This is a genomic window from Nocardioides anomalus (assembly GCF_011046535.1).
GTDB classification, from domain to species: Bacteria; Actinomycetota; Actinomycetes; order Propionibacteriales; family Nocardioidaceae; genus Nocardioides; species Nocardioides anomalus.
Window position 1 is genome coordinate 3,222,993 of the sequence record NZ_CP049257.1, and the last position, 22,287, is coordinate 3,245,279.

A 22,287-nucleotide genomic window follows, 5' to 3' on the forward strand; every position below is an offset into this window, starting at 1 on the left:
GTGCGGACCTTCACCGACCTGACCGAGCTCGAGGCCGCCGTCGGCGAGGAGCTCGGCACCAGCGAGTGGTTCGAGGTCACCCAGGAGCGCGTCGACCAGTTCGCCGAGGCCACCGGCGACCACCAGTGGATCCACGTCGACCAGGAGCGCGCCGCGGCCGGCCCCTTCGGCGGCACCATCGCCCACGGCTACATGACCGTGAGCCTCATCCCCCACCTCAGCCACAGCATCTTCAGCATCGAGACCGACGGCCCGCGGCTCAACTACGGGCTCAACAAGGTGCGCTTCCCCCACCCCGTCCGCGTCGGCAAGCGCGTGCGCGGCCACGCCACCCTGGCCGAGCTGGTCGACGTCCCCGCCGGCAAGCAGCTGGTCGTGCGCTACACGATCGAGATCGAGGGCGAGGACAAGCCCGCCTGCGTCGCCGAGACGGTCGTGCTCCTGCTCAGCTCCTGACGAAGCGGTTGAGCTTGGCCAGCCCCTCGGTGGGCTTGCTGATGGCCACGCCCTCGCCGACGGCCTGCAGCGTCCAGCCCGACGGCGTGCGCCGCAACAGGGCCAGCACCGCTCCGGTCTCGGTGACCGAGAAGGTCAGCGTGAAGCGCGCGAGCTCCTCGTCCGACTCGTCGTCGACCAGCCGGCAGTAGGCGTTGGCCACCCACTCCAGCGAGTGGCCCTGGTAGCTGCTGACCAGGAACACGATCGTGTCGACCGGCCCGTGCACCCGGGCGAGGTCGACGAGGATCGACTCGTCGTCGCCCTCGCCGCTGCCGGTCTGGTTGTCGCCCTGGTGGGTGACCGAGCCGTCGCGGGTGCTGAGGTTGTTGTAGAAGGCCAGGTCGAAGAGCTGGCCGCCGGCGAACTGCAGCGCGGTGGCGTCGAGGTCCACGGTCGGGCGGCCGGTGCGGGCCAGGCCGGCGCCGGCGTCCTCGTCCCAGCCGATGCCCATCCGGACCCGGGTCGCGACGACGTCGAAGGACTCGCCCGCCTGCAGCTGGGTCATGAGCCGATCCTGTCGATGACGATCGAGCCCGGGTCGTACGCCGATCCGTCCGGCTCGATGTCGTAGCCGCCCTCGAGGGCCGCGAGCGCCCGGTCGAAGCGCTCCGGCTCGTCGGTGAGCAGGGTGAGGAGCGGCTCGCCCTCCTCCACGCTGTCGCCGGGCCGGGCGTGCCAGCGCACGCCGGCGCCGGCCTGGACCGGGTCCTCCTTGCGGGAGCGACCGGCGCCGAGGCGCCAGGCGGCGGTGCCGACGGCCAGGGCGTCGAGCCGGGTCAGCACGCCCGAGGTGGGGGCGTTCACGACGTGCGACTCCCTCGCCACCGGCAATGAGGCGTCCGGGTCGCCGTCCTGGGCGCGGATCATCGCCTTCCAGACGTCCATGGCCGAGCCGTCGGCCAGCTTGTCGGCCGGGTCGACGTCGTCCTTGCCCGCGCCGGCCAGCATCTCGCGCGCCAGGGCCAGGGTGAGCTCGACGACGTCGGCCGGGCCGCCGCCGGCCAGCACCTCGACGGACTCCTCGACCTCCACCGCGTTCCCCGCCGTGAGGCCCAGCGGGGTGGACATCGCGGTGAGCAGCGCGACGGTGTGCACGCCCGCGTCGGTGCCGAGCGCGACCATGGTCTCGGCCAGCTCACGGGCGTCGTCCTCGTCCTTCATGAACGCGCCCGTCCCGCACTTGACGTCGAGGACCAGCGAGCCGGTGCCCTCGGCGATCTTCTTGCTCATGATCGAGGAGGCGATGAGCGGGATGGCCTCGACCGTACCGGTGACGTCGCGCAGCGCGTAGAGCTTCTTGTCGGCCGGGGCCAGCTCGTCGCCGGCCGCGCAGATGACCGCGCCGACCGACTCCAGCTGGGCCAGCATCTCGGCGTTGGAGAGCGCGGCGCGCCACCCGGGGATGGCCTCGAGCTTGTCCAGGGTGCCTCCGGTGTGCCCGAGCCCGCGCCCGGACAGCTGCGGCACCGCCACCCCGCACGCGGCCACCAGCGGCGCCAGCGGGAGCGTGATCTTGTCGCCCACCCCGCCGGTGGAGTGCTTGTCGGCGGTCGGGCGCGAGAGCCCGGAGAAGTCCATCCGCTCGCCGGAGGCGATCATCGCCGCGGTCCAACGGGCGATCTCGTCGCGGTCCATGCCGTTGAGCAGGATCGCCATCGCCAGCGCGGACATCTGCTCGTCGGCCACCACGCCGCGGGTGTAGGCGTCGACCACCCAGTCGACCATGGAGTCCGACAGGCGGCCACCGTCGCGCTTGGTGGTGATCACCTCTACCGCATCGTGCTGCTCAGCCACTGCTCACGTCCTCTCGGTTCACGACCACGCTACGGAACCCCCGGAGGACGAAGGTCCCCCGGCTCTCCGGCTCGCCCGCCAAGGCCAGCCGCGGGTACGCCGAGAAGAGCGCGCCGAGCGACTCGGCCAGCTCCATCCGGGCCAGCGGCGCGCCGAGGCAGAAGTGCACCCCGACCCCGAAGGCCACGTGGTTGTTGGGCCTGCGGTCGACGCGGAACTCGTCGGGGGCGTCGAAGACGGCGGGGTCCCGGTTGGCCGAGCCCAGCAGGACCGCGACCCTCTCCCCCGCCTCGACCACCACGTCGCCGAGCGCGACGTCCTCGGTGGCCGTGCGCTCGAAGAGCTGCAGCGCGGAGTCGAAGCGGAGCATCTCCTCGACGGTCGCGGGCAGGTCGGCGCCCGGCACCAGCTCGCGGCGCAGCATCGCCACCAGCCCGTTGCCGAACACGTTGACCGACGCCTCGTGGCCGGCGTTGAGCAGCAGCACCGCCGAGGCGACCATCTCGTCCTCGGTCAGCTCGGTGGTGGCCAGGTCGCTGAGCAGGTCCGCCTGCGGTCGGGCCCGGCGCTCGCGGACCAGCTCGCGCACCAGCCCGGCGAAGTCGTCGGCCGACCGGACGGCGGCGTCGACCACCGCGGGCGACGGGTCGACCTCGTACATCCGCACGATGGCCTGCGACCACTCCCGGAGCGCGGGCACGTACGACGTCGGCACGCCCAGGAGCTCGGCGATGACCAGGACCGGCAGCGGCTCGGCGTACTGCGCGATGACGTCGAAGGTGTCGCCGTCGACCTCGGCCAGCAGCTCGCGGGCGAGCTCGCCGACCCGTGGGCGCAGCCGCTCGACGTGGCCGCGCCCGAAGGCCTGCGCGACCGGACGCCGGAGCCGGGTGTGGTCGGGCGGCTCGTTCTCCATCATCTGGTTGCGGTGCAGCAGGTTGAACGGCTCCAGGTAGGCCGCCGGCTCCTTGTCCCGCCACAGCCGGCCCATCCGCCGGTCGCGCTGCACGGCGCTCACCGACGCGTGGTCGAAGGCCAGCCAGGTGCCCGTCCGCTCGTGCCGCGCCACCGGGTGCGCGGCCCGCTCCGCGGCGAAGAGCGGGTAGGGGTCGGCGACGACCTCGGGGTCGGTCAGGTCAAGCGAGGTCGTCGGGACCGAACGCATCGGGCAGTACCTCGTCCATCGTCTTGATCCCCGACACGGTCCACAGCAGCAGGTCGCGCCCGCCGTTCTCGAACAGCAGCTGGCGGCACCGGCCGCACGGCATGATCACCTCGCGGTCGCCGTTGACGCACACGAAGTGGGTGAGCCGGCCGCCGCCGGTGATGTGCAGCTGGCTGACCAGCCCGCACTCGGCGCACAGCGCCACGCCGTACGCCGCGTTCTCGACGTTGCAGCCCGTCACCACGCGACCGTCGTCGACGAGCGCGGCCGCGCCCACCGAGAAGTGGGAGTACGGCGCGTAGGCGTGGGTCACGGCCTCCTCGGCCGCCGCCTTGAGCCCGTCCCAGTCGAAGTCCTGCCCTGACTGCGCCGCCACTAGCCCGCACTCCCCTTGCGGTAGACCTGTCCGTCCGCCGCCGGCATCCGCAGGCGTTGGGAGGCGAAGGCGAGGACCAGCAGCGTGATGACGTACGGCGTCATGCCGGTGAACTCGCTCGGGACCTCGTCGAGCACGAGGTAGACGACGAACAGCAGCACGCCGACCCCGGCGATGACGACCGCGGCCACGCGGGCGCCCTGTCGCACCTGGAGCACGGCCAGCGCCAGGGCCAGCACGGCCAGGGCCAGCAGCAGCGCGTGCACCGACGTGCCGCCCTGGCGCAAGCCGAGGGTCTCGGTGTAGCCGAACAGCCCGGAGCCCATGAGCAGGCCGCCGGGTCGCCAGTTGCCGAAGATCATCGCCGCCAGGCCGATGTAGCCACGACCGCCGGTCTGGCCGTCGCGGTAGTTGCTGGAGGCCACCATGGCCAGCACGCCGCCGGCCAGGCCGGCCAGGCCGCCGGAGATGAGCACGGCCACGAACTTGTAGCGCAGCACGTGCACGCCGAGCGACTCCGCGGCCGCCGGGCTCTCGCCGCAGGAGCGCAGCCGCAGCCCGAACGAGGTGCGCCAGAGCACGAACCACGTCACCACGAGCAGCAGCATCGAGATGATGACCAGCGAGGACAGGTTGGTGACCAGCGCGCGCAGCAGCGAGGCGAGCTGGGAGACGAAGAAGACGTCGTCCTTCTCCACGTCCGCCAGCTTGTCGCTGAGCGGCCCGATGGTCAGCGTCGGCACGTCGGGGATCTTGGGCGACTGGGTCGAGCCGCCGCCGGGCAGGCCGACGAAGGTGAGCGAGGCGAGGTACTGCACCGCACCGAGCGCGATGATGTTGATGGCGACACCGGAGATGATGTGGTCGACGCCGAAGATCACCGTGGCCACGGCGTGCAGCAGTCCGCCGACCACGCCCATCCCGATCGCTCCGGCCACACCGGCCCAAGCGCCGTGGTGGTAGCCGAAGTAGCCCGCGCCGTAGGTGCCGAGGATCATCATCCCCTCGAGGCCGATGTTGACCACGCCGGCCCGCTCGGACCACAGACCGCCGAGGCCGGCCAGCATGATCGGCGTCGTCGCCACCAGGGTCGCGGCGATGGTGCCCGACGAGCTGAGGTCGTTCGCGTCGGTGATCGTCTCGAGGATCGCCAGGACCAGCAGCGCGCCGGGCACGGCGGCGATGAGCACCCACGGCGAGAGGCGCCGACGGGTCCTCGGCGGCGGTGGTGCGGCGTCGTGGGTGACGCCGGTGGCGGTGGCGGGGACGCTCATGCGGGAACCTCCTCGCGCTGGGCACGGTCGTGGGTCAAGGCGCGGGCCACCGCCTGCTGCTCGAGGCGTACGCCGTAGCGGCGCACGATCTCGTAGGAGATGACGACGGTCAGCACGATGACGCCCTGGGTGATGGCGACGATGTCGGGCGAGACGCCCACGAGGATCTGCAGCGGGTTGGACTGCTCGTCGAGGAAGGCGAAGAGCAGCGCGCCCACCGCGACGCCGATCGGGTGGTTGCGGCCCAGCAGGGCGATGGCGATGCCGGCGAAGCCGAGGCCGGACTGGAACGTCGAGCCGTACTGGAAGCTCTCCCCGAACAGGATCGGCAGGCCGACGAGCCCCGCGACCGCGCCGGAGATGAGCATCGCGGCGACCGTCATCCGGGTGATCCGGATGCCGCTGGCCACCGCGGCGGTGGTCGAGCGGCCGGTGGCGCGCAGGTCGAAGCCGAAGCGGGTCTTGTTGAGCACGAACCAGTAGGCGAAGCCGACCAGGACGGCGATGACCACGAAGCCGTAGACCTCCTGGCCCGGGCCGTCGCCGATCCCGATGTTGGGGATCTGGCTGCTCTCCTGGATCTTCTTGGTGCCGATCGCGTTGGAGCCCTCGGCCCGGACCGCGACCTTGCGCAGCAGGTAGGCCACGACGGCGGTGGCGATCGCGTTGAGCATGATCGTGGAGATCACCTCGCTGACGCCCCGGGTCGCGCGCAGCACGCCCGCGATGCCGGCCCACACCGCGCCGACGGCCATGGCGCAGACGATGGCCAGGGCGGTGTTGAGGTAGCCCGGCAGCCACGCCTCCCCCGCCACCACGGCGGCGGTGAAGGCCGCGACGCGGTACTGCCCGTCGACGCCGATGTTGAACAGGTTCATCCGGAACCCGATGGCCACCGCGATCCCGGAGAGGTAGAGCACGGTGGCGTTGTCGATGATGTTGGCCAGGTTGCGTCGCTCGGGCCAGGACAGGATCTGGCTCCAGACGTCCATCACCGGGTCGCCGGCCGCGGCCAGCACCAGGCTGGTGATCGCGAACGCCGCCACGAGGGCCAGCACCGGGGCGCTGACGGCGAGCAGCAGCTTGGTCATGCGGGGGGTCACGCGGCCACCTCCGGTCCGGCGCCGGTCATCGCGGAGCCGAGCTGCTCCGGCGTCACCTGGCTGGGGTCGAACGACCCGACGAGCCGGCCGCGCAGGATGACCTCGATGCGGTCGGACAGGCCGATGAGCTCATCGAGGTCCGCGGAGATGAGCAGGACCGCGAGCCCCTGGCGCCGGGCGTTCTTGATGTGGTCCCAGATCGCGGCCTGGGCGCCGACGTCGACGCCGCGGGTCGGGTGGGCCGCGATGAGCAGCACCGGGTCGCCGCTCATCTCGCGCCCGACGATCAGCTTCTGCTGGTTGCCGCCCGACAGGGCCCGCGCGAGCACGTCGGGGCCGGGCGTGCGGACGTCGTACTCGCTGATGATGCGCTCGGTGTCGGCCCGGGCCGCGCCCTTGTCGATGAGCGGGCCGCGGACGTTGGGCTCGCGGGTCTGGTGGCCGAGGATGCGGTTCTCCCACAGCGGCGCGTCCAGGAGCAGGCCGTGGCGGTGCCGGTCCTCGGGGATGTAGCCGATGCCGCCCTCGCGGCGCTCGCGGGTGGAGAGCGGGCTGAGGTCGCGGTCCTGCAGGCGGATGGTGCCGGTCGCGCCGGTGCGCATCCCCATGATCGTCTCGACCAGCTCGGCCTGGCCGTTGCCCTCGACGCCCGCGATGCCCAGCACCTCGCCGCGGTGGATGTCGAAGGTGATGTCCTGCAGCAGCGGCCGGCCCTCGGGGGCGGGGAGTCCCAGACCCTGCACCGACAGGAGCAGCTCGTCGGTCACCGTCGAGGTCTCCGTGGACGGCGAGGGCAGCTCGGAGCCGACCATCAGCTCGGCCAGCTGGCGCGCGGTGACCTCGTGCGGCGTCACGGTCCGCACCGTCGTGCCGCGGCGGATCACGGTGATCTCGTCGGCGACGCTCAGGACCTCGTCGAGCTTGTGGGAGATGAAGATGACCGACAGGCCCTCGCGCTTGAGCTCCTGCAGGTTGCCGAACAGCTCGTCGACCTCCTGGGGCACCAGGACGGCGGTGGGCTCGTCGAGGATGACGATCTGGGCGCCGCGGTAGAGGACCTTGAGGATCTCCACCCGCTGGCGGGCGCCGACGCCGAGCTCCTCGACCAGCCGGTCGGGGTCGATGCCCAGGCCGTAGGAGTCGGAGATGCGCTGGATCTCGGCGCGCGCCTCGCCGCCGATGCCGTGCAGCCGCTCCGCGCCCAGGACGACGTTCTCCAGCACGGTGAGGTTGTCGGCCAGCATGAAGTGCTGGAAGACCATGCCGACGCCGGCCTTGATGGCGTCGGCCGGTGAGTGCAGCGTGACCTGCTGGTCGTTGATCTCGATGGTGCCGGAGTCCGGCGGCTGCACGCCGTAGAGGATCTTCATGAGCGTCGACTTGCCGGCGCCGTTCTCGCCGACGATCGCGTGGATCGTGCCGCGGCGCACGTCGATGTTGATGTCGTCGTTGGCGATGACGCCCGGGAACCTCTTCCCGATGCCCCGCAGCCGGACGGTCACGCTGCCCGTGGCAGCCTCCGCCTGCGCCCCCTCGGCGATGTCGGTCACGAGCGTCCCCTTCGTGGTGCGTCGGCAACGGGCTGAGGTTACTCACACGAGCGAGCCCGCGGACACCCGCCTCGGGAGGCGGGGCCGCGGGCTCGGTCGGGTCGGACTACCGGCTGCTGGTCAGCTGGCCGGCTCGGTCGGCACGGTGATGTCGCCGTCGATGATCTGCTGCTTGTAGGCGTCCAGCTTGTCGACGATGTCGTCGATCTGGCCACCGCTGGTGGAGTAGCCCACGCCGTCGACCTTGAGGTCGTAGGTGGTCACGCCGGTCGGGAAGTTCCCGTCGTTGACCTCGGAGAGGTAGTTGTACACCGCGACGTCGACGTTCTTGAGCATCGAGGTCATGATGACGTCCTGCACCGACGGGTCGGCGGTGTTGTACTGGTCGGAGTCGACGCCGATGGCCTTCGCGCCGGCGTCGGCCGCCGCCTCGAAGACGCCGCCGCCGGAGCCGCCGGCCGCGTGGTAGACGATGTCGGCGCCGTTCTGGTACATGCCCTCGGCCGCGGTCTTGCCCTTGGCCGGGTCACCGAAGCCGGAGAAGTCCGGCGGCTGGCTCAGGTAGGTCACGTCGATCGTGATGTCGGGGTTGACCTCCTTGGCGCCTGCCTCGTAGCCCGCCTGGAACTTCTGGATCAGCGGGGTCTCGACGCCACCGACGAAGCCGATGTGGCCGGCCTCGGACTTCAGCGCGGCGGCCGCGCCGACCAGGAACGAGCCCTGCTCCTCGGCGAAGACCAGGCTGGCCACGTTCGGGGTGTCGGCGAGGCTGGAGTCGTCGATGATCGCGAAGTGGGTGTCGGGGTACTGCGCCGCGACCTTGCCGACCGACTCGGCGTAGGCGAAGCCCACGGCGATGATCGGGTCGTAGCCGGCCTCGGCGAAGGTGACGAGCCGCTCCTCGCGGGCCGACTCGGCCTCGCCGTCCGTGGCCTCGGACTCGTCGGCGTCGAAGCCGAACTCGTCCTTGGCCTTGTCCAGGCCCGCCGCCGCGGAGTCGTTGAACGACTGGTCGCCCCGCCCGCCCACGTCGTAGGCCATGCCGACCTTGATGTCGGAGCTGGCGCTCGTGGTCTCGTCGCCACCGCCGGCGCTGCCGCCGCCGCTGTCGCTACCGCTGTCGCTGTCGTCGCCGCACGCGGTCGCGCCGAGGGCCAGGATGCCCACGGTCAGGACGGATGCGATCTTCCTGGTGCGTCGCAAGACGCCTCCTTCATCATCATGGGCCGCCGGCCCTGGAACGGGTGAACACTAGAGGCTTTCCGGGCCCCTGACGACACCTGGTGCGGCGCGGTCCCCACCTTGTTGTGGAGTCGTGACCTCGGTTCACGACGGGGAAACACCGGGCGCGCACAAGGTGGTCCCGACGGGTCATGGACGGCGCCCGAGCGGGCTACGCGGAGCCGCCTGGGTGGGCCAGCGGTGGGTCAGCGGCGGGTGAGGCTGCGCACGGCCGACTCGGCCAGCAGCTTGGCGCCGATGCCGACGGCGCGCTCGTCGACGCGCAGGTTGCCCTGGTGCAGGTCGTACGTCGGGCCGCCGGGCGCGCGGGTCCCGAGGCGCATCATCGCTCCGGGGACCCGGTCGAGGTACCAGCCGAAGTCCTCGGCCCCCAGGCTCTGGGGCGCCGCGACCTGGCCGTGCTCGCCGAGGTGGGCGCGCACGGCCTCCGCCAGGATCCGGTTGGCGACGGGGTCGTTGACGACCGGCGGGACGCCGCGCTGGTAGTCGATCTCGGCGCTGACGCCGTAGGGGCGGACCAGCTCGTCGACGACCTGGCGGACCACGACCTCGCAGTCGGCCCAGGCCACGGCGTCGAGGATCCGGACGGTGCCGGTGACCGTGCCCTGGTCGGGGATGACGTTGGGCGCCGAGCCGGCGTGGATGCTGCCCCACACGACGCTGACGCCGGCGCGGGGGTCCATGCGCCGGCTCAGGACGGCGGGCAGCTCGGTGGTGACCTTGGCCAGCGCGAAGGTGAGGTCGCCGGTCAGGTGCGGACGGCTGGTGTGGCCGCCGGTGCCGGTGAGCCGGACCTCGACCCGGTCGGCGGCGCTGGTCAGCGGCCCGAGGCGCAGCCCGATCTGGCCGACGTCGACGCCCGGGTCGCAGTGCAGCGCGAAGACCCGTTCCACGCCGGACAGCGCACCCTCGCTCATCAGGTGCAGGGCACCGCCGGGCATGACCTCCTCGGCCGGCTGGAAGAGCAGCCGCACCCGGCCGGGCAGCAGCCCGCGGTCGTGGACCTCGGCCAGGGCCAGGGCGGCGCCGAGCAGCGCCGTGGTGTGCACGTCGTGGCCGCAGGCGTGGGCCACGCCGTCCACGGTGCTGCGGTAGGGGTCGTCGGTCAGGTCCTGGACCGGGAGCGCGTCCATGTCGGCGCGCAGCCCGACCAGGGAGCCGTCGGCGCCCAGGTCGGCCGTGAAGCCCGTGCGCGTGGAGTGCTCGACCCGCCACCCGGCGGCCTGGACCCGGGTCGCGACCAGCTCGGAGGTGCGCTGTTCGGACCAGGACAGCTCCGGGTGGGCGTGCAGGTCGCGCCGCAGGTCGACGAGGTCGGACTCGTGCTTCTCCACGACCTCGGCGATCACGGGGGTGGCGGACCCTGCGGCCCCGGCGTGGTCGGGCATGACAGAGCCCAACCTAGTTCAACTTCACCAGCTCGCCCTCGGGCGGGTCGATCCCGTTGGTGCCGCTCAGCACGTCGGTCGTGGCCACCAGGCCGTCCGGGGCGTGCTCCACGTCGCCGGGGTAGGTGACCTCGACGTAGGACTCGGGCGTGCGGGTGCCGGCGCGCACCAGCGAGATCCGGTCGCCCTGGAGCTCGCTGACGTAGACGTCGCCGCTGGCCGCGACCGCGAGCCCCACCGGCTGGTCGAGCCCGTCGGCGAGCACCCGGACCTGACCGGTCAGGGGCAGGACCTCGAGGATGCGACCGGCCGGCCGGCCGTCGAGCTCCCCCGGCCCGCCGGGGAGGCTGGTGACGTAGAGCCGGCCCAGCGGACCCGCCTCCACGTCGGTCGGCACGGCTTCGGCCCAGTAGGCGCGACCCACCGTGCAGGCGGGGAAGCCGTTCTCCTCGGCGTACGCCGACGTCATGGTCGTGCGCACCGGCGGCAGCGCGACGACGGTGGTGACGGTGCCGTCGACGACCGCGAGCACCGCGTTGGCCGCGGCGTCCGCGACGTACACGGCGCCGTGCGCCGGCAGGGACGCCACCGGGTGCGTCTCCGCCTTCCCGCGGTACGCCGCCCGGTCGGCCCCGGCGACCTGTGCGCGGCAGCCGGGGGGCAGCCGGTCGAAGCCGTAGCGGTAGCCACGGTCGGGGTTCTCGCTCCGCTCGTGGGCGTAGAGGTCGGCCTCGACCACGTCGCTGCCGTCGGGCGACAGGCGGTGCAGCCGGCCGATCGTGTGGCCGGCGCCCGTCACGGCGTACCAGACCGTGCCGTCGCGCTCGCCCACCGCGCTGAGCTCGAGGTCCCCCGGCGCCCGCGCCGGGGTGGTGGTCCGGCCGTCGCGGCCCCGGCGGTGGAGCAGGCCGGCGTAGTTCTCGGAGTACCAGACCGTGCCGTCCTCGGCCACGGCGATGCTGAGCGGGCTCAGCAGTCCGCTGTCCAGCGCCCGCTCCCGCGGCAGCGCCGGCGCTCCCGAGGCCGGGCCCGCCGTCGTCAGCAGCAGCAGCGTGGCGGCGACGAGCGAGGATCCCCGGTGCATGGCACCAGGGATCCTCGCACGCGGTGCGGGAGCGAGCGGGCGGTCAGGGCGTGATCGTGACGACCTGACCCCGGGGCTTGCCCTTGCCCGGCAGGGCGTTGACGGTGGCGAGCAGAGCGGTGGGCGTCGCCTCCACGGCGGCCGGGAACGGCACCTTGGCGTAGGTCTTGGCCTGGTGGCTCCCGGCCGCGATCCGCGAGATCACCCCCGGGAACAGCTGGGCGACGTACACGTCACCGTTGGCGGCCACGGCGACGCCGGTCGGGCTGAGCAGACCGCCGACGACCTCGCTCACCGCGCCGGTGGCCGGGTCGACCCTGAGCACCCGGCCGTTGAGGCCGAGGCTCGCGTCCTCGGGTCCACCGGGCAGGCTGGTGACGTAGAGCTGCCCGTCGGGTCCGACCTCGACGTCGGTGGGCACGGCCTCCAGGGCGAACTTCTTGCCGACCACGCAGGACGGCAGCTTGTTGGCCTTGGCCGCGCTGGCCGAGACCTTGACCTTGACCGGCTTGAGCGCGGCGACGGTGGAGACCGTGCCGGTGGCCGAGATGGCCAGGATCGCGTTGGCGCCGGCGTCGGCCACGTAGGTCGTCCCGTTGGCCGACGCCGTGGCGTACGGGTGCGACTCGACACTGCCCTGGTAGGAACCCGGGATCTGCTTCGGCAGCTGGGCCAGGCACGACTTCGGCGTCTTGAGGAAGCCGTAGGTGAACCGCCCGTCGGGGTTGTTCGCCTTCTCGTAGGCGAAGGTGTCGGCCACGGCGACCGGGGCGCCCGCGGCGTCCAGGGTCCAGACGTGGGCGACCTTGTTGTTGTGCGACGTGGCGAAGCGCAGCACGCCACCGTCGGCCGAGACGGCCTCGGCGGTGAACTTCTTCGAGCCCGGGAAGACGACGGTGGGCTGGCCACCCGGGAGCTGGCGGTAGAGCGGACCGGCGAAGCTGTCGGTCCAGTAGCGGGTGCCGTCGGGTGCCTGCGCGACGCTCAGCGGTCCGACGAGGTGCTTGGCGACGGGGGTGACGCTCGGCTTGGCCCTGACGGCTCCTGGCGCGCCGTGGGCCGAGCCGGCGGTGCCGGCGGCCAGCAGGAGCGCCGCGGCCGCGGCGACGAGGTGACGGTGACGCATGGGTGGTTCTCCCTCCGGGGTCGGGGCGGGCTGCCCCTGACCCGAGGGTCGACCCGCGCGGGCTCCTGTGACAAGGGAGAGACGTCCCGACGTCCCCAGGAATGGGCAGGACCCGGCGCGTGGGGGCACGCGCCGGGTCCTGGTCTCTGGTCGCGTCAGGGGGTGACGGTGACGACCTGGCCCTTGGGCTTCTTGCCGGGCAGCGCGTAGGCGGTGGCGACGAGCCCGCCGCCGGGCGCGATCTCGACGTCGCCGGGGAACGGGACCTGCGCGAAGGGCTTGGCCTTCTTCGAGCCGGCCGCGACCTTGCTGATGAGACCCGGGAACAGCTGCGCGACGTACAGGTCGCCGCTCGCGTCGACGGCGAGCCCGGTCGGGCTCACCAGCCCGTCGACGACGGTCTTGGCCTTGCCGGTGGTCGGGTCCATGCGGACGACCCGACCCAGGGCGCCGAGCGAGCCGTCCTCGGGACCGCCGGGCAGGCTGGTGACGTAGAGCTTGCCGTCGGGGCCGACCTCGATGTCGGTCGGGACCGCCTCGACGGCGAACTTCTTGCCGATGGCGCACTTCGGCAGCTCCATGCCCTTGGCCGCCGCGGGGGTGATCGTGGCGACCGCGGCCGGGACCATGAAGGAGCGGACGGAGCCGTCGGCGCCGAAGGCGAAGACCGCGTTGGCGCCGGCGTCGGCGACGTACGTCGTGCCGTTGAGCACCGTCGAGGCGTAGGGGTGGGTCTCCTTGAGCCCCCAGCTCTGGATCGGCATCTCGGGGTCGAGCAGGCAGGAGTCGGGCAGGTTGCGGAAGCCGTAGTGGTAGCGGCCGTCGGGGTTCTGCTTCTTCTCGGCCTTGCCGGTGTCGCCGACGAGCACCGGGGTGCCGGCGCTGTCGAGCGTCCAGACCTGACCCTTCTCGTTGTCGCCCTGGCTGACCGCGAACCGCAGCTGGCCGCCGGCGTAGGACACCGCGCCGACCTCGGCCTTCTTGGGGCCCTGGAAGATCACGGTCGGGGCCGCGCCGGGGACCTGCTTGTAGAGCAGCCCGGCGAAGTTGTCGGAGAAGTAGCGGGTGCCGTCCGGCGCGACGGCCAGGCTCAGCGGCGAGACCAGCTTCGAGGCGACCGGGGTGACGGTCGGCTTCTCGGCCGTCTCCGCGCGGGCGGCGCTGCTGAAGCCGCCGACGGCGCCGAGGCTGCCGACCAGGGCGGCCGCGGCGGAGGCGGCGACCAGGTGACGCTTGTTCATGGGAGGGGTCCCTTTCCAGTGCTGGGTGACGAGATCTGGTCGTGACCCTGTCGGGCCTCCCGTCCCAGCGCCCAGGAGCCGGTGTCCCGATCTGCTCGGGACGTCAGGCACCCACGGTCCCGGGCCTCACCCCTCCGGTGACGCCCCGTCGTACGCCGCGAGCAGCCGGTCCGCCGCGACCGGCGCGGGGAGCTCGCCGGCCAGCACCGCGGCGCGGACGTCGTCGCGGATCGCGCGCACGCCGTCGGAGTGGCGCAGCCGCTGGTCGAGCTCGTCACGGACCAGGGCCCAGGTGAAATCGAGCTGCTGCTCGGCGCGCTTGTCGGCCAGTCCGTCCGCGCCGAGGTGCGCGCGGTGGGCCAGCACCTGCCCCCACAGGTCGTCCACGCCCACGTCGTGCAGCGCGCTGACGGTCACCACCGGCGGCGCCCACTCGCTCTTGCCGCGGACCAGGCGCAGCGCACCGGCCAGCTCGCGGGCCGCTGCGCGGGCCTCGCCCTCCCGGTCGGGGCCGTCGCCGCTGCGGGGATCGGCCTTGTTCACCGCGATGACGTCGGCGATCTCGAGGATGCCCTTCTTGATGCCCTGCAGCTGGTCGCCGGTGCGGGCCAGGGTGAGGAAGAGGAAGGTGTCGACCATGCCGGCCACCGTCACCTCGGACTGGCCGACGCCGACGGTCTCGACCAGCACCACGTCGTAGGCCGCCGCCTCGAGCACCGCCATCGCCTGCACGGTCGCGCGGGCCACGCCGCCGAGCGTGCCCGCGGCCGGCGAGGGTCGGATGTAGGCGTGCGGGTCGTTGGCCAGCCGGGCCATCCGGGTCTTGTCCCCGAGCACCGAGCCGCCGGTGCGGATGCTCGAGGGGTCCACGGCCAGCACGCCGACGCGGTGGCCGGCCGCGGTCAGCCGGGTGCCGAGGGCCTCGATGAACGTCGACTTGCCGACCCCGGGGACGCCGGAGATGCCCACGCGCACCGCGGGCGAGCGCACGCCGTACTCCTGGGTGAGGGCGGTCAGGAGCTCGCGGGCCTGCTCGCGGTGGGCGCGCTTGGACGACTCGACGAGCGTGATCGCGCGCGAGACGTCCGCCCGGCGCCCCGCCCGGACGCCCGCGAGCAGGCTCGCGACCGGCTCAGTGACCGAGCTGCTCACGCAACCGGGCCAGCAGGTCGAGCGCGGACTCGGCGATGACGGTGCCGGGCAGGAACACCGCGGCGGCCCCCATCTCCCGCAGCGTGGGCACGTCGTCGGGCGGGATCACGCCGCCGATGACGACCATGATGTCGGGGCGGCCCTGCTCCTCGAGCGCCTGCTTGAGCGCCGGGAGCAGCGTGAGGTGGCCGGCGGCCAGCGAGCTGATGCCGACGATGTGCACGTCGGCGTCCACGGCCTGCTGGGCGACCTCCTCGGGCGTGGAGAAGAGCGGCCCCACGTCGACGTCGAAGCCCATGTCGGCGAAGGCCGAGACGATGACCTTCTGGCCGCGGTCGTGGCCGTCCTGGCCCATCTTGGCGACCAGGATGCGCGGGCGCCGGCCCTCGGCCTCGTCGAACTCCGCGGTCGCGTCGAGGACCTGCCGGACGAGGGTGCTGCCGGCCTGGCCGGACTCGTCCCGGAACACGCCGCTGATCGTACGGATCGTGGCCTGGTGACGGCCGTAGACCTTCTCCAGCGCGTCCGAGATCTCCCCGACCGTGGCCTTGGCGCGCGCGGCGTCGACCGCGAGCGCGAGCAGGTTGCCGTCCAGGTCGGGCCCGGGGCCGTCCTCGGCGGAGCGGGTCAGCGCCTCGAGGGAGCGACGCACCTGCTCGTCGTCGCGCTCGGCGCGCAGCCGCTCGAGCTTGGCCACCTGCTGGCGGAAGACGTCGTCGTTGTCGACCTTGAGGACGTCGAGCCGGTCCTCCTGCTCGAGGCGGTAGGTGTTGACGCCGATGACCTGCTGGGCGCCGGAGTCGATGCGGGCCTGGGTGCGGGCCGCGGCCTCCTCGATGCGCATCTTGGGGATGCCCTGCTCGATGGCCTTGGCCATGCCGCCGGCCCGCTCGGCCTCCTGGATGTGTGCCCACGCGCGCTCGGCCAGGTCGTGGGTGAGCCGCTCGACGTAGTAGGACCCGGCCCAGGGGTCGATGGTGCCCGTCGTGCCGCTCTCCTGCTGCAGCAGGAGCTGGGTGTTGCGGGCGATGCGCGCGGAGAAGTCGGTGGGCAGCGCGATGGCCTCGTCGAGGGCGTTGGTGTGCAGCGACTGCGTGTGGCCCTGGGTGGCCGCCATCGCCTCGATGCAGGTGCGACCGACGTTGTTGAACACGTCCTGCGCGGTCAGCGACCAGCCCGAGGTCTGGCTGTGGGTGCGCAGCGACAGCGACTTGGGGTTCTGCGGGTCGAACTGGCGCACCAGCCGGCTCCACAGGGCCCGGGCCGCGCGCATCTTGGCGACCTCCATGAAGAAGTTCATGCCGATGGCCCAGAAGAACGACAGCCGGGGCGCGAACTGGTCGATGGTCATGCCCGTGGCGAGGCCCGCGCGGATGTACTCCACGCCGTCGGCGAGCGTGTAGGCGAGCTCCAGGTCCTGGGTCGCCCCGGCCTCCTGGATGTGGTAGCCGGAGATCGAGATGGAGTTGAAGCGCGGCATCCTCGCCGAGGTGTAGCTGAAGATGTCGGAGATGATCCGCATGCTCGGCTCGGGCGGGTAGATGTAGGTGTTGCGGACCATGAACTCCTTGAGGATGTCGTTCTGGATGGTCCCGCTCAGCCGCTCCGGCGCGACGCCCTGCTCCTCGGCCGCGGCGATGTAGAGGGCGAGCACCGGCAGCACGGCGCCGTTCATGGTCATCGACACCGACATCTCGTCCAGCGGGATGCCGTCGAAGAGCGTGCGGGTGTCGTAGATCGAGTCGATGGCCACCCCGGCCATGCCCACGTCGCCGCGCACCCGCGGGTGGTCGGAGTCGTAGCCGCGGTGGGTGGCCAGGTCGAAGGCGACGCTCAGCCCCTTCTGCCCGGCGGCCAGGTTGCGGCGGTAGAACGCGTTGGACTCCTCCGCGGTCGAGAAGCCGGCGTACTGCCGGATGGTCCACGGCTGGGTGGTGTACATCGTCGGGTAGGGACCGCGCAGGAACGGCGAGAGCCCGGGCCAGGTGTCGAGGGCGTCGAGCCCCTCGAGGTGCTCGGGGCCGTAGACCGGCGCGATCTCGATGCCCTCGGGGCTGGTCCACGGCTCGCCGCCGCTCGGCGCCGGGGCGCTGCCCCCGCCGAGCTCCAGGCCCTGGAAGGTCTTCGGGACGCTCACGCCAGCTTCTCCCTCGTCCGGGTCAGGAAGTCCAGGGCGTCCACGCCCATCGCGGCCGAGTCGTCGGCCCACGCGCGCGGCTGCCCGGCGACGACCACCCACCGGACGCCGTCCTCGCGCAGCCTCTCGGCGAGCGCGGCCCCCTCCTCGTCGTACGCCGCGTCGGTGCCGACCACGCAGGCCACCGGGCTCGTCCCCTCGGTCGTGACGGCGACGCCGCCCGCGGCGAGCAGGTTGGTGGCGAAGGTGGCCCGGGCCGTGTGCTGGGCGACCGTGCCGAGCGGCGCGAGCAGCACCGCCTGCGGGGCGGGGTCGTCGCGCAGGGCCTCGAAGGCCGCACCGTAGCGGCGCACGTCGTCCGGCGCCGGCTCGCGTGCGGGCAGCTCCTCCCCCAGCGCGGGGAACTCGGTGAGCCCGGTGATCGGCCGCTTCCGGGTGGCGACCAGCCGGTCGCGCTCGGCGGCGGTCGCCGCGATGAGCGGCTCGAGGTCCTCGCCGCCGTCGAGCCGGCCGAACAGCTCCCACGCGGCCACGGCCAGGTCGTCGGTGAGCCGCTCCACGGCGTACGCACCGCCGGCCGGGTCGGTGACCACCCCGACGTGCGCCTCGTCGATGAGCAGGTGGGAGGTGTTGCGCGCGATCCGGCGCCCGAAGCCCTCGGGTACGCCGAGCGGGGTGTCGAAGGGCAGCACGGTCACCGCGTCGGCCCCGCCCACGCCGGCCGCGAAGGCCGCGACCGTGGTGCGGAGCATGTTGACGTAGGGGTCGTACTTGCTCAGCATCGGTCGGCTGGTCACCGCGTGCTGGTGCTGCGTGCGGCTCTCGGCGCCGCTCAGCTCGAGGACGCGGGCCCACAGGCGGCGCGCGGCGCGCAGCTTGGCGATGGTCGGGAACTGCTCGTCGGTGGCGGCGTAGCGGAACTCCAGCAGGCGGGCCGCGGCGTCGAGGTCGTCGCCGGCTGCGCGCAGGTGGTCGGCGCCCAGCTTGAGGGCGTAGGCGAGCTCCTGCACGTCGGAGGCGCCGCGGTCGTGCACGGCGGTGGCGTCGACGACGTACGCACGGACGCCGGCGGCCGCGGCACGCGCGGCCAGCGCGGGGTCGGGGCTGGCCGGATCCAGGCCCAGGTTGGTGCTCGGGTGCAGCGTCCGGTCCTCGGCGTGGTCCAGGAACGCGGCCGCGCCGGCCTGGTCGCCGTCGAGGACCACTCCGGCCAGGTCGAGCAGCACGCCGTCGAGCACGCCCGCCCAGTCGCCGGCGCGGCCGGCGGTCCCGCGCAGCTCGACCGAGGTCGCTCCGCCCTCGAGCTCGGCCAGCACGGCTCGGTTGTCGGCCTCGGCGTCGCCGGTGAGCGTGAGCTGGGCCCGGACGTCCCAGCCGCCGGTCCGGGTCGGCCGGCCGGAGGTGGTCAGGCCCTCGAGCAGCTCGGGGGTGCCGAGCGGGCTGACCTCGATCCCGTCCAGGGTGGTGCGGGTCAGCCTGGCCCACACGTCGCCGTCGGGGTCCTCGTCACGCAGGCGGCGGGCCTTGCGGAGCACGGCCGCGGCGGCGGCCTCCCACTCCGTCCGGTCGTGGCGGTCCTGCGGCGCGGCCAGGTCGAGGGTGCCCTGGTCGGGCTCCAGGTCCCCGGGCTCGGCCAGGCCGCCCTCGACGGTCTGCTGGTCGGTCACGTTCCGAAGGGTAGGTTCGCCGCCCCGCCAGGGCCACGAAGTGTGAAGTTTCTCCGTCTGGCCCCGAGATCCCGGGCCAGGCCCGACGATGGTGGGGTGAGTCGGAGCGTCGGGAGCAACCCGTTCCTCCCGACGGCCCTCGACCCTGCCGACCTGCTGGGCGCGATCGCCGACGGGTTGTGGATGTTCGACGACGACGGCCGCACCACGTTCGCCAACGCGCAGATGGCGCGGATGCTCGGCCGCGAGCTGGACGAGATGCCGGGCTTCTCGGTCTTCGAGGCGCTCGACGAGCAGGGCCGGGCGGACTTCCGCCGCCACCTCGACGAGCGCCGCACGCGCACGGCCAGCGCCCAGGACCTCCCCTGCCTGCTCGTCCGCAGGGACGGCACCACCCGGTGGGCCCTGGTCAGCCACCACCCCGTCCTGGTCGACGGTGAGCCGCGCGGCTGGCTCTACCGGGCCAAGGACAACGGCGAGCAGCGCAGGCTGGTCGAGGAGCTGCGGCGTCGCCACGCCCAGTTCGCCGAGCTCCAGCAGCTGGCGCACATCGGGAGCTGGGAGCGGGACCTGTCCAGCGACGAGGTGGTGTGGTCGGAGGAGACCTACCGCCTGTGCCGGGTCGACCCCGCGACGTTCAGCCCGAACAGCGACACCTTCATGGCGCTGCTCAACCCGACCGACGCCCTCGTGCTGGCCGAGAAGTACGCCGCCATGCTGGCCGGTGGACCCCCGCTGGACGACGAGGCGCGGCTGGTCGACGAGCACGGCGAGGTGACCTGGCTGCGCGTGCGCGGTGTGATGAGTCGCGACAGCGAGGGCCGCCCGGTCCGCGTGGGCGGGACCCTGCAGGACGTCACCGAGGCCAAGCGGGCGGCGGAGGGCCAGCAGTTCCTGGCCGAGCTCTCGGGTGCGGCCAACCAGGCCGAGAGCCTGACCGAGCTGTTCTTCAGCGTGGACCGCAACATCCGCCTGCACTCCGGCTGGCGGGCCCTGCTCGCCTCGGGGCCGCACCACCGCGACCCGAGCCGGCCGTTCTTCGCACCGATGCAGGACGCGATGAGCCCGGAGCTGACCGCCATCGCCGAGGAGCTGGCCCAGGCCGTCTTCGACACCCACCGGCCCGCCACGGCCCGCAGCCCCCACGGCACGGTGCTGCTCGGCGGCCCCGCCCTGGTCGACGGCGACCTGGCCTGCACCATCGTCAGCGACACCGGGTCACCGAACCCGCCCAGCCCCTCCGACCTCGCGCTCTACGACCAGATGCTCCACCACCTGGCGCACGTGGCCGAGCGGGCCCAGGCCGCCGAGGAGCTGGCCGCCGCCCGCGACGACGCCCTGCAGGCCTCGCGGGCCAAGTCGGAGTTCCTGGCCACCATGAGTCACGAGATCCGCACCCCGCTCAACGGCGTCATCGGGCTGAGCGAGCTGATGCGGCACACCGACCTCAGCCCCGAGCAGGCCCGCCTGGCCTCGGGCATCGACCAGGCCGGCCGGTCCCTGCTGGCCCTGGTCAACGACATCCTCGACCTGTCCAAGATCGAGGCCGGCCGCCTGGACCTGGAGGAGGTCGACTTCGAGCTGCGACCCGTGCTGGCCCAGAGCATCGGGCTGGTGGTGGACCAGGCCCGCGAGAAGGGCCTGGACCTCGACGTGCGCGTCGAGCCCGGCGTACCGCTCGTCGTGCGCGGTGACCCGGTCCGCCTCGGCCAGGTGGTGACCAACCTGGCCTCCAACGCGGTGAAGTTCACCGCCGAGGGCGGGATCGCGGTCCACGTCGACTGGGTCGACGGGCTGCTGCGGGTCGACGTCGAGGACACCGGCATCGGGGTCCGACCGGAGCAGGCCGAGCGGCTGTTCGAGCCGTTCGCGCAGGCCGACAGCTCCACCACCCGCACCTACGGCGGCACCGGGCTCGGGCTCGCCATCAGCAGCCGGATCGTGGCCGCGACGGGCGGTCGGATCGGCGTGGACACCAGCCGACCGGTCGGCAGCACGTTCTGGTTCACCATGCGGCTCGCCGCCTCCACGGTCCCGCCCGTGCCCCCGGAGCTCGCCGTGCAGCGGGCGTCGGCCGACGACGAGCGACCCGCCGCGGGACGGGTCCTCGTCGTCGAGGACAACGCGATCAACCAGCTCGTGGCCGAGGGCATGCTGCGCCGGCTCGGGTACGACGTCACGCTGGCCGGCAACGGCTCGGCGGCCGTGGCGTGGGTGGCGGCCGAGCCGGACCGCTTCGACGCCATCCTCATGGACTGCCAGATGCCGGTCATGGACGGCTTCGACGCCACCCGCGCCATCCGCGCGCAGGAGGACGATGGCCGCCACACCCCGATCATCGCGATGACCGCCGCCGCCCTGACCGAGGAGCGCGAGCAGTGCTTCGCGGCCGGCATGGACGACTTCCTCACCAAGCCCGTCGACCCCGCCCGCCTCGAGGCCACGCTCGCCCGCTGGGTCCCGCGGCCGAGCGTCGCCGAGCCCGCCGACCGCGACCACGTGGCCAGCCGGCTCGGCGAGCTCCGGGCCATGGGCCTGGAGCCCGCGCTGCTGGTCCAGCTGGTCGGTGCCTACGACGACGTGGTCCGCGACTCCCTGGTCGCCGTGCGCGACGCCGTGCGCGTCGCCGACCACGCCGAGGTGGCCCGCCAGGCCCACGCCCTGCGTGGCGCGGCGAGCAACCTCGGCCTGGCCGGCCTCGTCGAGCTCTGTCGCGCGGTCGAGGCCGCCGCCGGCGCGGGCGAGCTCCCCACCCCCGCCGCCGTGGACACCCTGGCCGGCGCGGCCACCGAGGGCGCCGCGCTGCTGCGGGAGTTCCTGGTCTCCGTCGCCCCCTGAGCGCCGGGTCGCCGCCCCTCAGGCGCCGCAGGCGTCCGGGTTGCGTCGGTCGACGCGGCGGTAGACCGTCCGCCGTGGGTTCGCATCCGGCGTCGCCGTGGCCCACCCGCGCTGGAGCAGCCGCTTGCCCACGTCGAGCCGCCCGCGCTCGACGTAGCGCACCAGACGGCCGTCGGCGTCGGTCTCGACCCCCGCCGGCACCAGCGTCACGTCCCGGCCCACGACCAGCCGGGCCAGCCCGAGCGCCCCGCAGCGGTCGGCGATCCCGGCCAGCCGCACCTCGGTGCCGTCGCGCAGCCGCAGCGTCTGCCCGTCCACCGCGGCGCTGACCTGGTAGGTCCGCGGCTCGGCCGCCGTCGGCGCCGCGGCCGGCGGCCTCGGCTCCGGGTCGTCACCGGACACCGCCCAGCCCAGGCCCAGGACGACGACCAGCAGCACCAGGACCCCGGCCGCCACGGCCCACACCCGCCCGCCCGGCCCACGCCGCGGCGCCGTGACCGGCGCGCCCGCGGGCGCGACGGAGCGCCGCTCGGTCCACCGCGCACCGTCCCAGTAGCGCTGGTGGCCGGGCGGACGCTCGTAGTCCGGGTACCAGCCCGGCGCGACACCCCCGACGTCACCCCACCATTGGACCAGGGGTCTGGTGGCGGGT

Annotated in this window: 18 protein-coding genes and 1 pseudogene; 2 read left to right on the forward strand and 17 right to left on the reverse strand. The window is 73.2% G+C overall.

Annotated features, from left to right (window positions below):
* Positions 1-456 (forward strand): MaoC family dehydratase, encoded by a 456-nt coding sequence (locus G5V58_RS16235; protein ID WP_165234939.1) that lies wholly within the window; start codon positions 1-3, stop codon positions 454-456.
* Here the strand turns inward: G5V58_RS16235 and G5V58_RS16240 are convergent.
* From G5V58_RS16240 to G5V58_RS16310, 15 genes are all read right to left on the reverse strand, one after another.
* Positions 446-1,003: a TerD family protein gene (locus tag G5V58_RS16240; RefSeq protein WP_165234942.1), complete on the reverse strand. Its 558-nt coding sequence runs from the start codon at positions 1,001-1,003 to the stop codon at positions 446-448. The two genes, G5V58_RS16235 and G5V58_RS16240, sit on opposite strands and share 11 nt — an antisense overlap.
* Positions 1,000-2,292: a thymidine phosphorylase gene (locus G5V58_RS16245; RefSeq protein WP_165234945.1), complete on the reverse strand. Its 1,293-nt coding sequence runs from the start codon at positions 2,290-2,292 to the stop codon at positions 1,000-1,002. Before G5V58_RS16245 ends, G5V58_RS16240 begins: the two co-directional genes overlap by 4 nt.
* Positions 2,285-3,457, reverse strand: a complete 1,173-nt coding sequence (locus tag G5V58_RS16250; protein WP_165234948.1) for a cytochrome P450 — start codon at positions 3,455-3,457, stop codon at positions 2,285-2,287. The genes G5V58_RS16245 and G5V58_RS16250 overlap by 8 nt, the downstream gene beginning before the upstream one ends.
* On the reverse strand, positions 3,429-3,833 hold the full coding sequence (locus tag G5V58_RS16255; protein ID WP_165234951.1) for a cytidine deaminase: 405 nt from the start codon (positions 3,831-3,833) through the stop codon (positions 3,429-3,431). The genes G5V58_RS16250 and G5V58_RS16255 overlap by 29 nt, the downstream gene beginning before the upstream one ends.
* Positions 3,833-5,107 carry an ABC transporter permease gene (locus tag G5V58_RS16260; RefSeq protein ID WP_165234954.1) on the reverse strand — a complete coding sequence of 425 codons (1,275 nt, stop codon included), beginning with the start codon at positions 5,105-5,107 and terminating at the stop codon, positions 3,833-3,835. Before G5V58_RS16260 ends, G5V58_RS16255 begins: the two co-directional genes overlap by 1 nt.
* A complete protein-coding gene (locus G5V58_RS16265) occupies positions 5,104-6,210 on the reverse strand; it encodes an ABC transporter permease (protein WP_230486680.1) in 1,107 nt (368 codons plus the stop codon). Before G5V58_RS16265 ends, G5V58_RS16260 begins: the two co-directional genes overlap by 4 nt.
* Positions 6,207-7,760 (reverse strand): ABC transporter ATP-binding protein, encoded by a 1,554-nt coding sequence (locus tag G5V58_RS16270; protein ID WP_230486681.1) that lies wholly within the window; start codon positions 7,758-7,760, stop codon positions 6,207-6,209. The genes G5V58_RS16265 and G5V58_RS16270 overlap by 4 nt, the downstream gene beginning before the upstream one ends.
* Positions 7,761-7,880: 120 nt before the next feature.
* Complete coding sequence (locus tag G5V58_RS16275; RefSeq protein ID WP_165234957.1) at positions 7,881-8,963, reverse strand: BMP family lipoprotein; 1,083 nt, start codon at positions 8,961-8,963, stop codon at positions 7,881-7,883.
* Positions 8,964-9,187: 224 nt separating this feature from the next.
* Complete coding sequence (locus G5V58_RS16280; protein WP_165234960.1) at positions 9,188-10,390, reverse strand: amidohydrolase; 1,203 nt, start codon at positions 10,388-10,390, stop codon at positions 9,188-9,190.
* A 13-nt stretch (positions 10,391-10,403) separates the two neighbouring features.
* Positions 10,404-11,474: a ScyD/ScyE family protein gene (locus G5V58_RS16285; RefSeq protein WP_165234963.1), complete on the reverse strand. Its 1,071-nt coding sequence runs from the start codon at positions 11,472-11,474 to the stop codon at positions 10,404-10,406.
* A gap of 43 nt (positions 11,475-11,517) precedes the next feature.
* Positions 11,518-12,600 carry a ScyD/ScyE family protein gene (locus tag G5V58_RS16290; RefSeq protein ID WP_165234966.1) on the reverse strand — a complete coding sequence of 361 codons (1,083 nt, stop codon included), beginning with the start codon at positions 12,598-12,600 and terminating at the stop codon, positions 11,518-11,520.
* A 155-nt stretch (positions 12,601-12,755) separates the two neighbouring features.
* Entirely contained in the window at positions 12,756-13,841 is a 1,086-nt protein-coding gene (locus G5V58_RS16295; RefSeq protein WP_165234969.1) for a ScyD/ScyE family protein, read from the reverse strand.
* 126 nt (positions 13,842-13,967) lie between these two features.
* Positions 13,968-14,993, reverse strand: a complete 1,026-nt coding sequence (meaB, locus tag G5V58_RS16300; RefSeq protein ID WP_230486682.1) for a methylmalonyl Co-A mutase-associated GTPase MeaB — start codon at positions 14,991-14,993, stop codon at positions 13,968-13,970.
* Positions 14,974-17,130 (reverse strand): methylmalonyl-CoA mutase, encoded by a 2,157-nt coding sequence (scpA, locus tag G5V58_RS16305; protein ID WP_165234972.1) that lies wholly within the window; start codon positions 17,128-17,130, stop codon positions 14,974-14,976. Before scpA ends, meaB begins: the two co-directional genes overlap by 20 nt.
* Positions 17,127-18,797, reverse strand: coding sequence for a methylmalonyl-CoA mutase family protein (locus G5V58_RS16310; RefSeq protein ID WP_230486683.1), 1,671 nt, complete (start codon positions 18,795-18,797; stop codon positions 17,127-17,129). Before G5V58_RS16310 ends, scpA begins: the two co-directional genes overlap by 4 nt.
* A 96-nt stretch (positions 18,798-18,893) precedes the next feature.
* Between G5V58_RS16310 and G5V58_RS16315 the strand changes: the two genes are divergently transcribed.
* Positions 18,894-21,635, forward strand: coding sequence for a PAS domain-containing hybrid sensor histidine kinase/response regulator (locus tag G5V58_RS16315; protein WP_165234974.1), 2,742 nt, complete (start codon positions 18,894-18,896; stop codon positions 21,633-21,635).
* Positions 21,636-21,653: 18 nt separating this feature from the next.
* Here G5V58_RS16315 and G5V58_RS16320 read toward each other — a convergent pair whose 3' ends face one another.
* Positions 21,654-22,091: a thermonuclease family protein gene (locus G5V58_RS16320; RefSeq protein ID WP_230486684.1), complete on the reverse strand. Its 438-nt coding sequence runs from the start codon at positions 22,089-22,091 to the stop codon at positions 21,654-21,656.
* 90 nt (positions 22,092-22,181) lie between these two features.
* Positions 22,182-22,271: pseudogene (locus G5V58_RS26750) on the reverse strand (hypothetical protein); the annotation flags it as partial.
* Positions 22,272-22,287: the final 16 nt, after the last annotated feature.

Excerpts from the sequence above, each read along its gene's own strand:
- G5V58_RS16240 (WP_165234942.1), bottom strand. The coding sequence starts at position 1,003 with ATGACCCAGCTGCAGGCGGGCGAGTCCTTCGACGTCGTCGCGACCCGG.
- G5V58_RS16250 (WP_165234948.1), bottom strand. The coding sequence starts at position 3,457 with ATGCGTTCGGTCCCGACGACCTCGCTTGACCTGACCGACCCCGAGGTC.
- G5V58_RS16260 (WP_165234954.1), bottom strand. The coding sequence starts at position 5,107 with ATGAGCGTCCCCGCCACCGCCACCGGCGTCACCCACGACGCCGCACCA.
- G5V58_RS16280 (WP_165234960.1), bottom strand. The coding sequence starts at position 10,390 with ATGCCCGACCACGCCGGGGCCGCAGGGTCCGCCACCCCCGTGATCGCC.
- G5V58_RS16285 (WP_165234963.1), bottom strand. The coding sequence starts at position 11,474 with ATGCACCGGGGATCCTCGCTCGTCGCCGCCACGCTGCTGCTGCTGACG.
- G5V58_RS16290 (WP_165234966.1), bottom strand. The coding sequence starts at position 12,600 with ATGCGTCACCGTCACCTCGTCGCCGCGGCCGCGGCGCTCCTGCTGGCC.
- G5V58_RS16295 (WP_165234969.1), bottom strand. The coding sequence starts at position 13,841 with ATGAACAAGCGTCACCTGGTCGCCGCCTCCGCCGCGGCCGCCCTGGTC.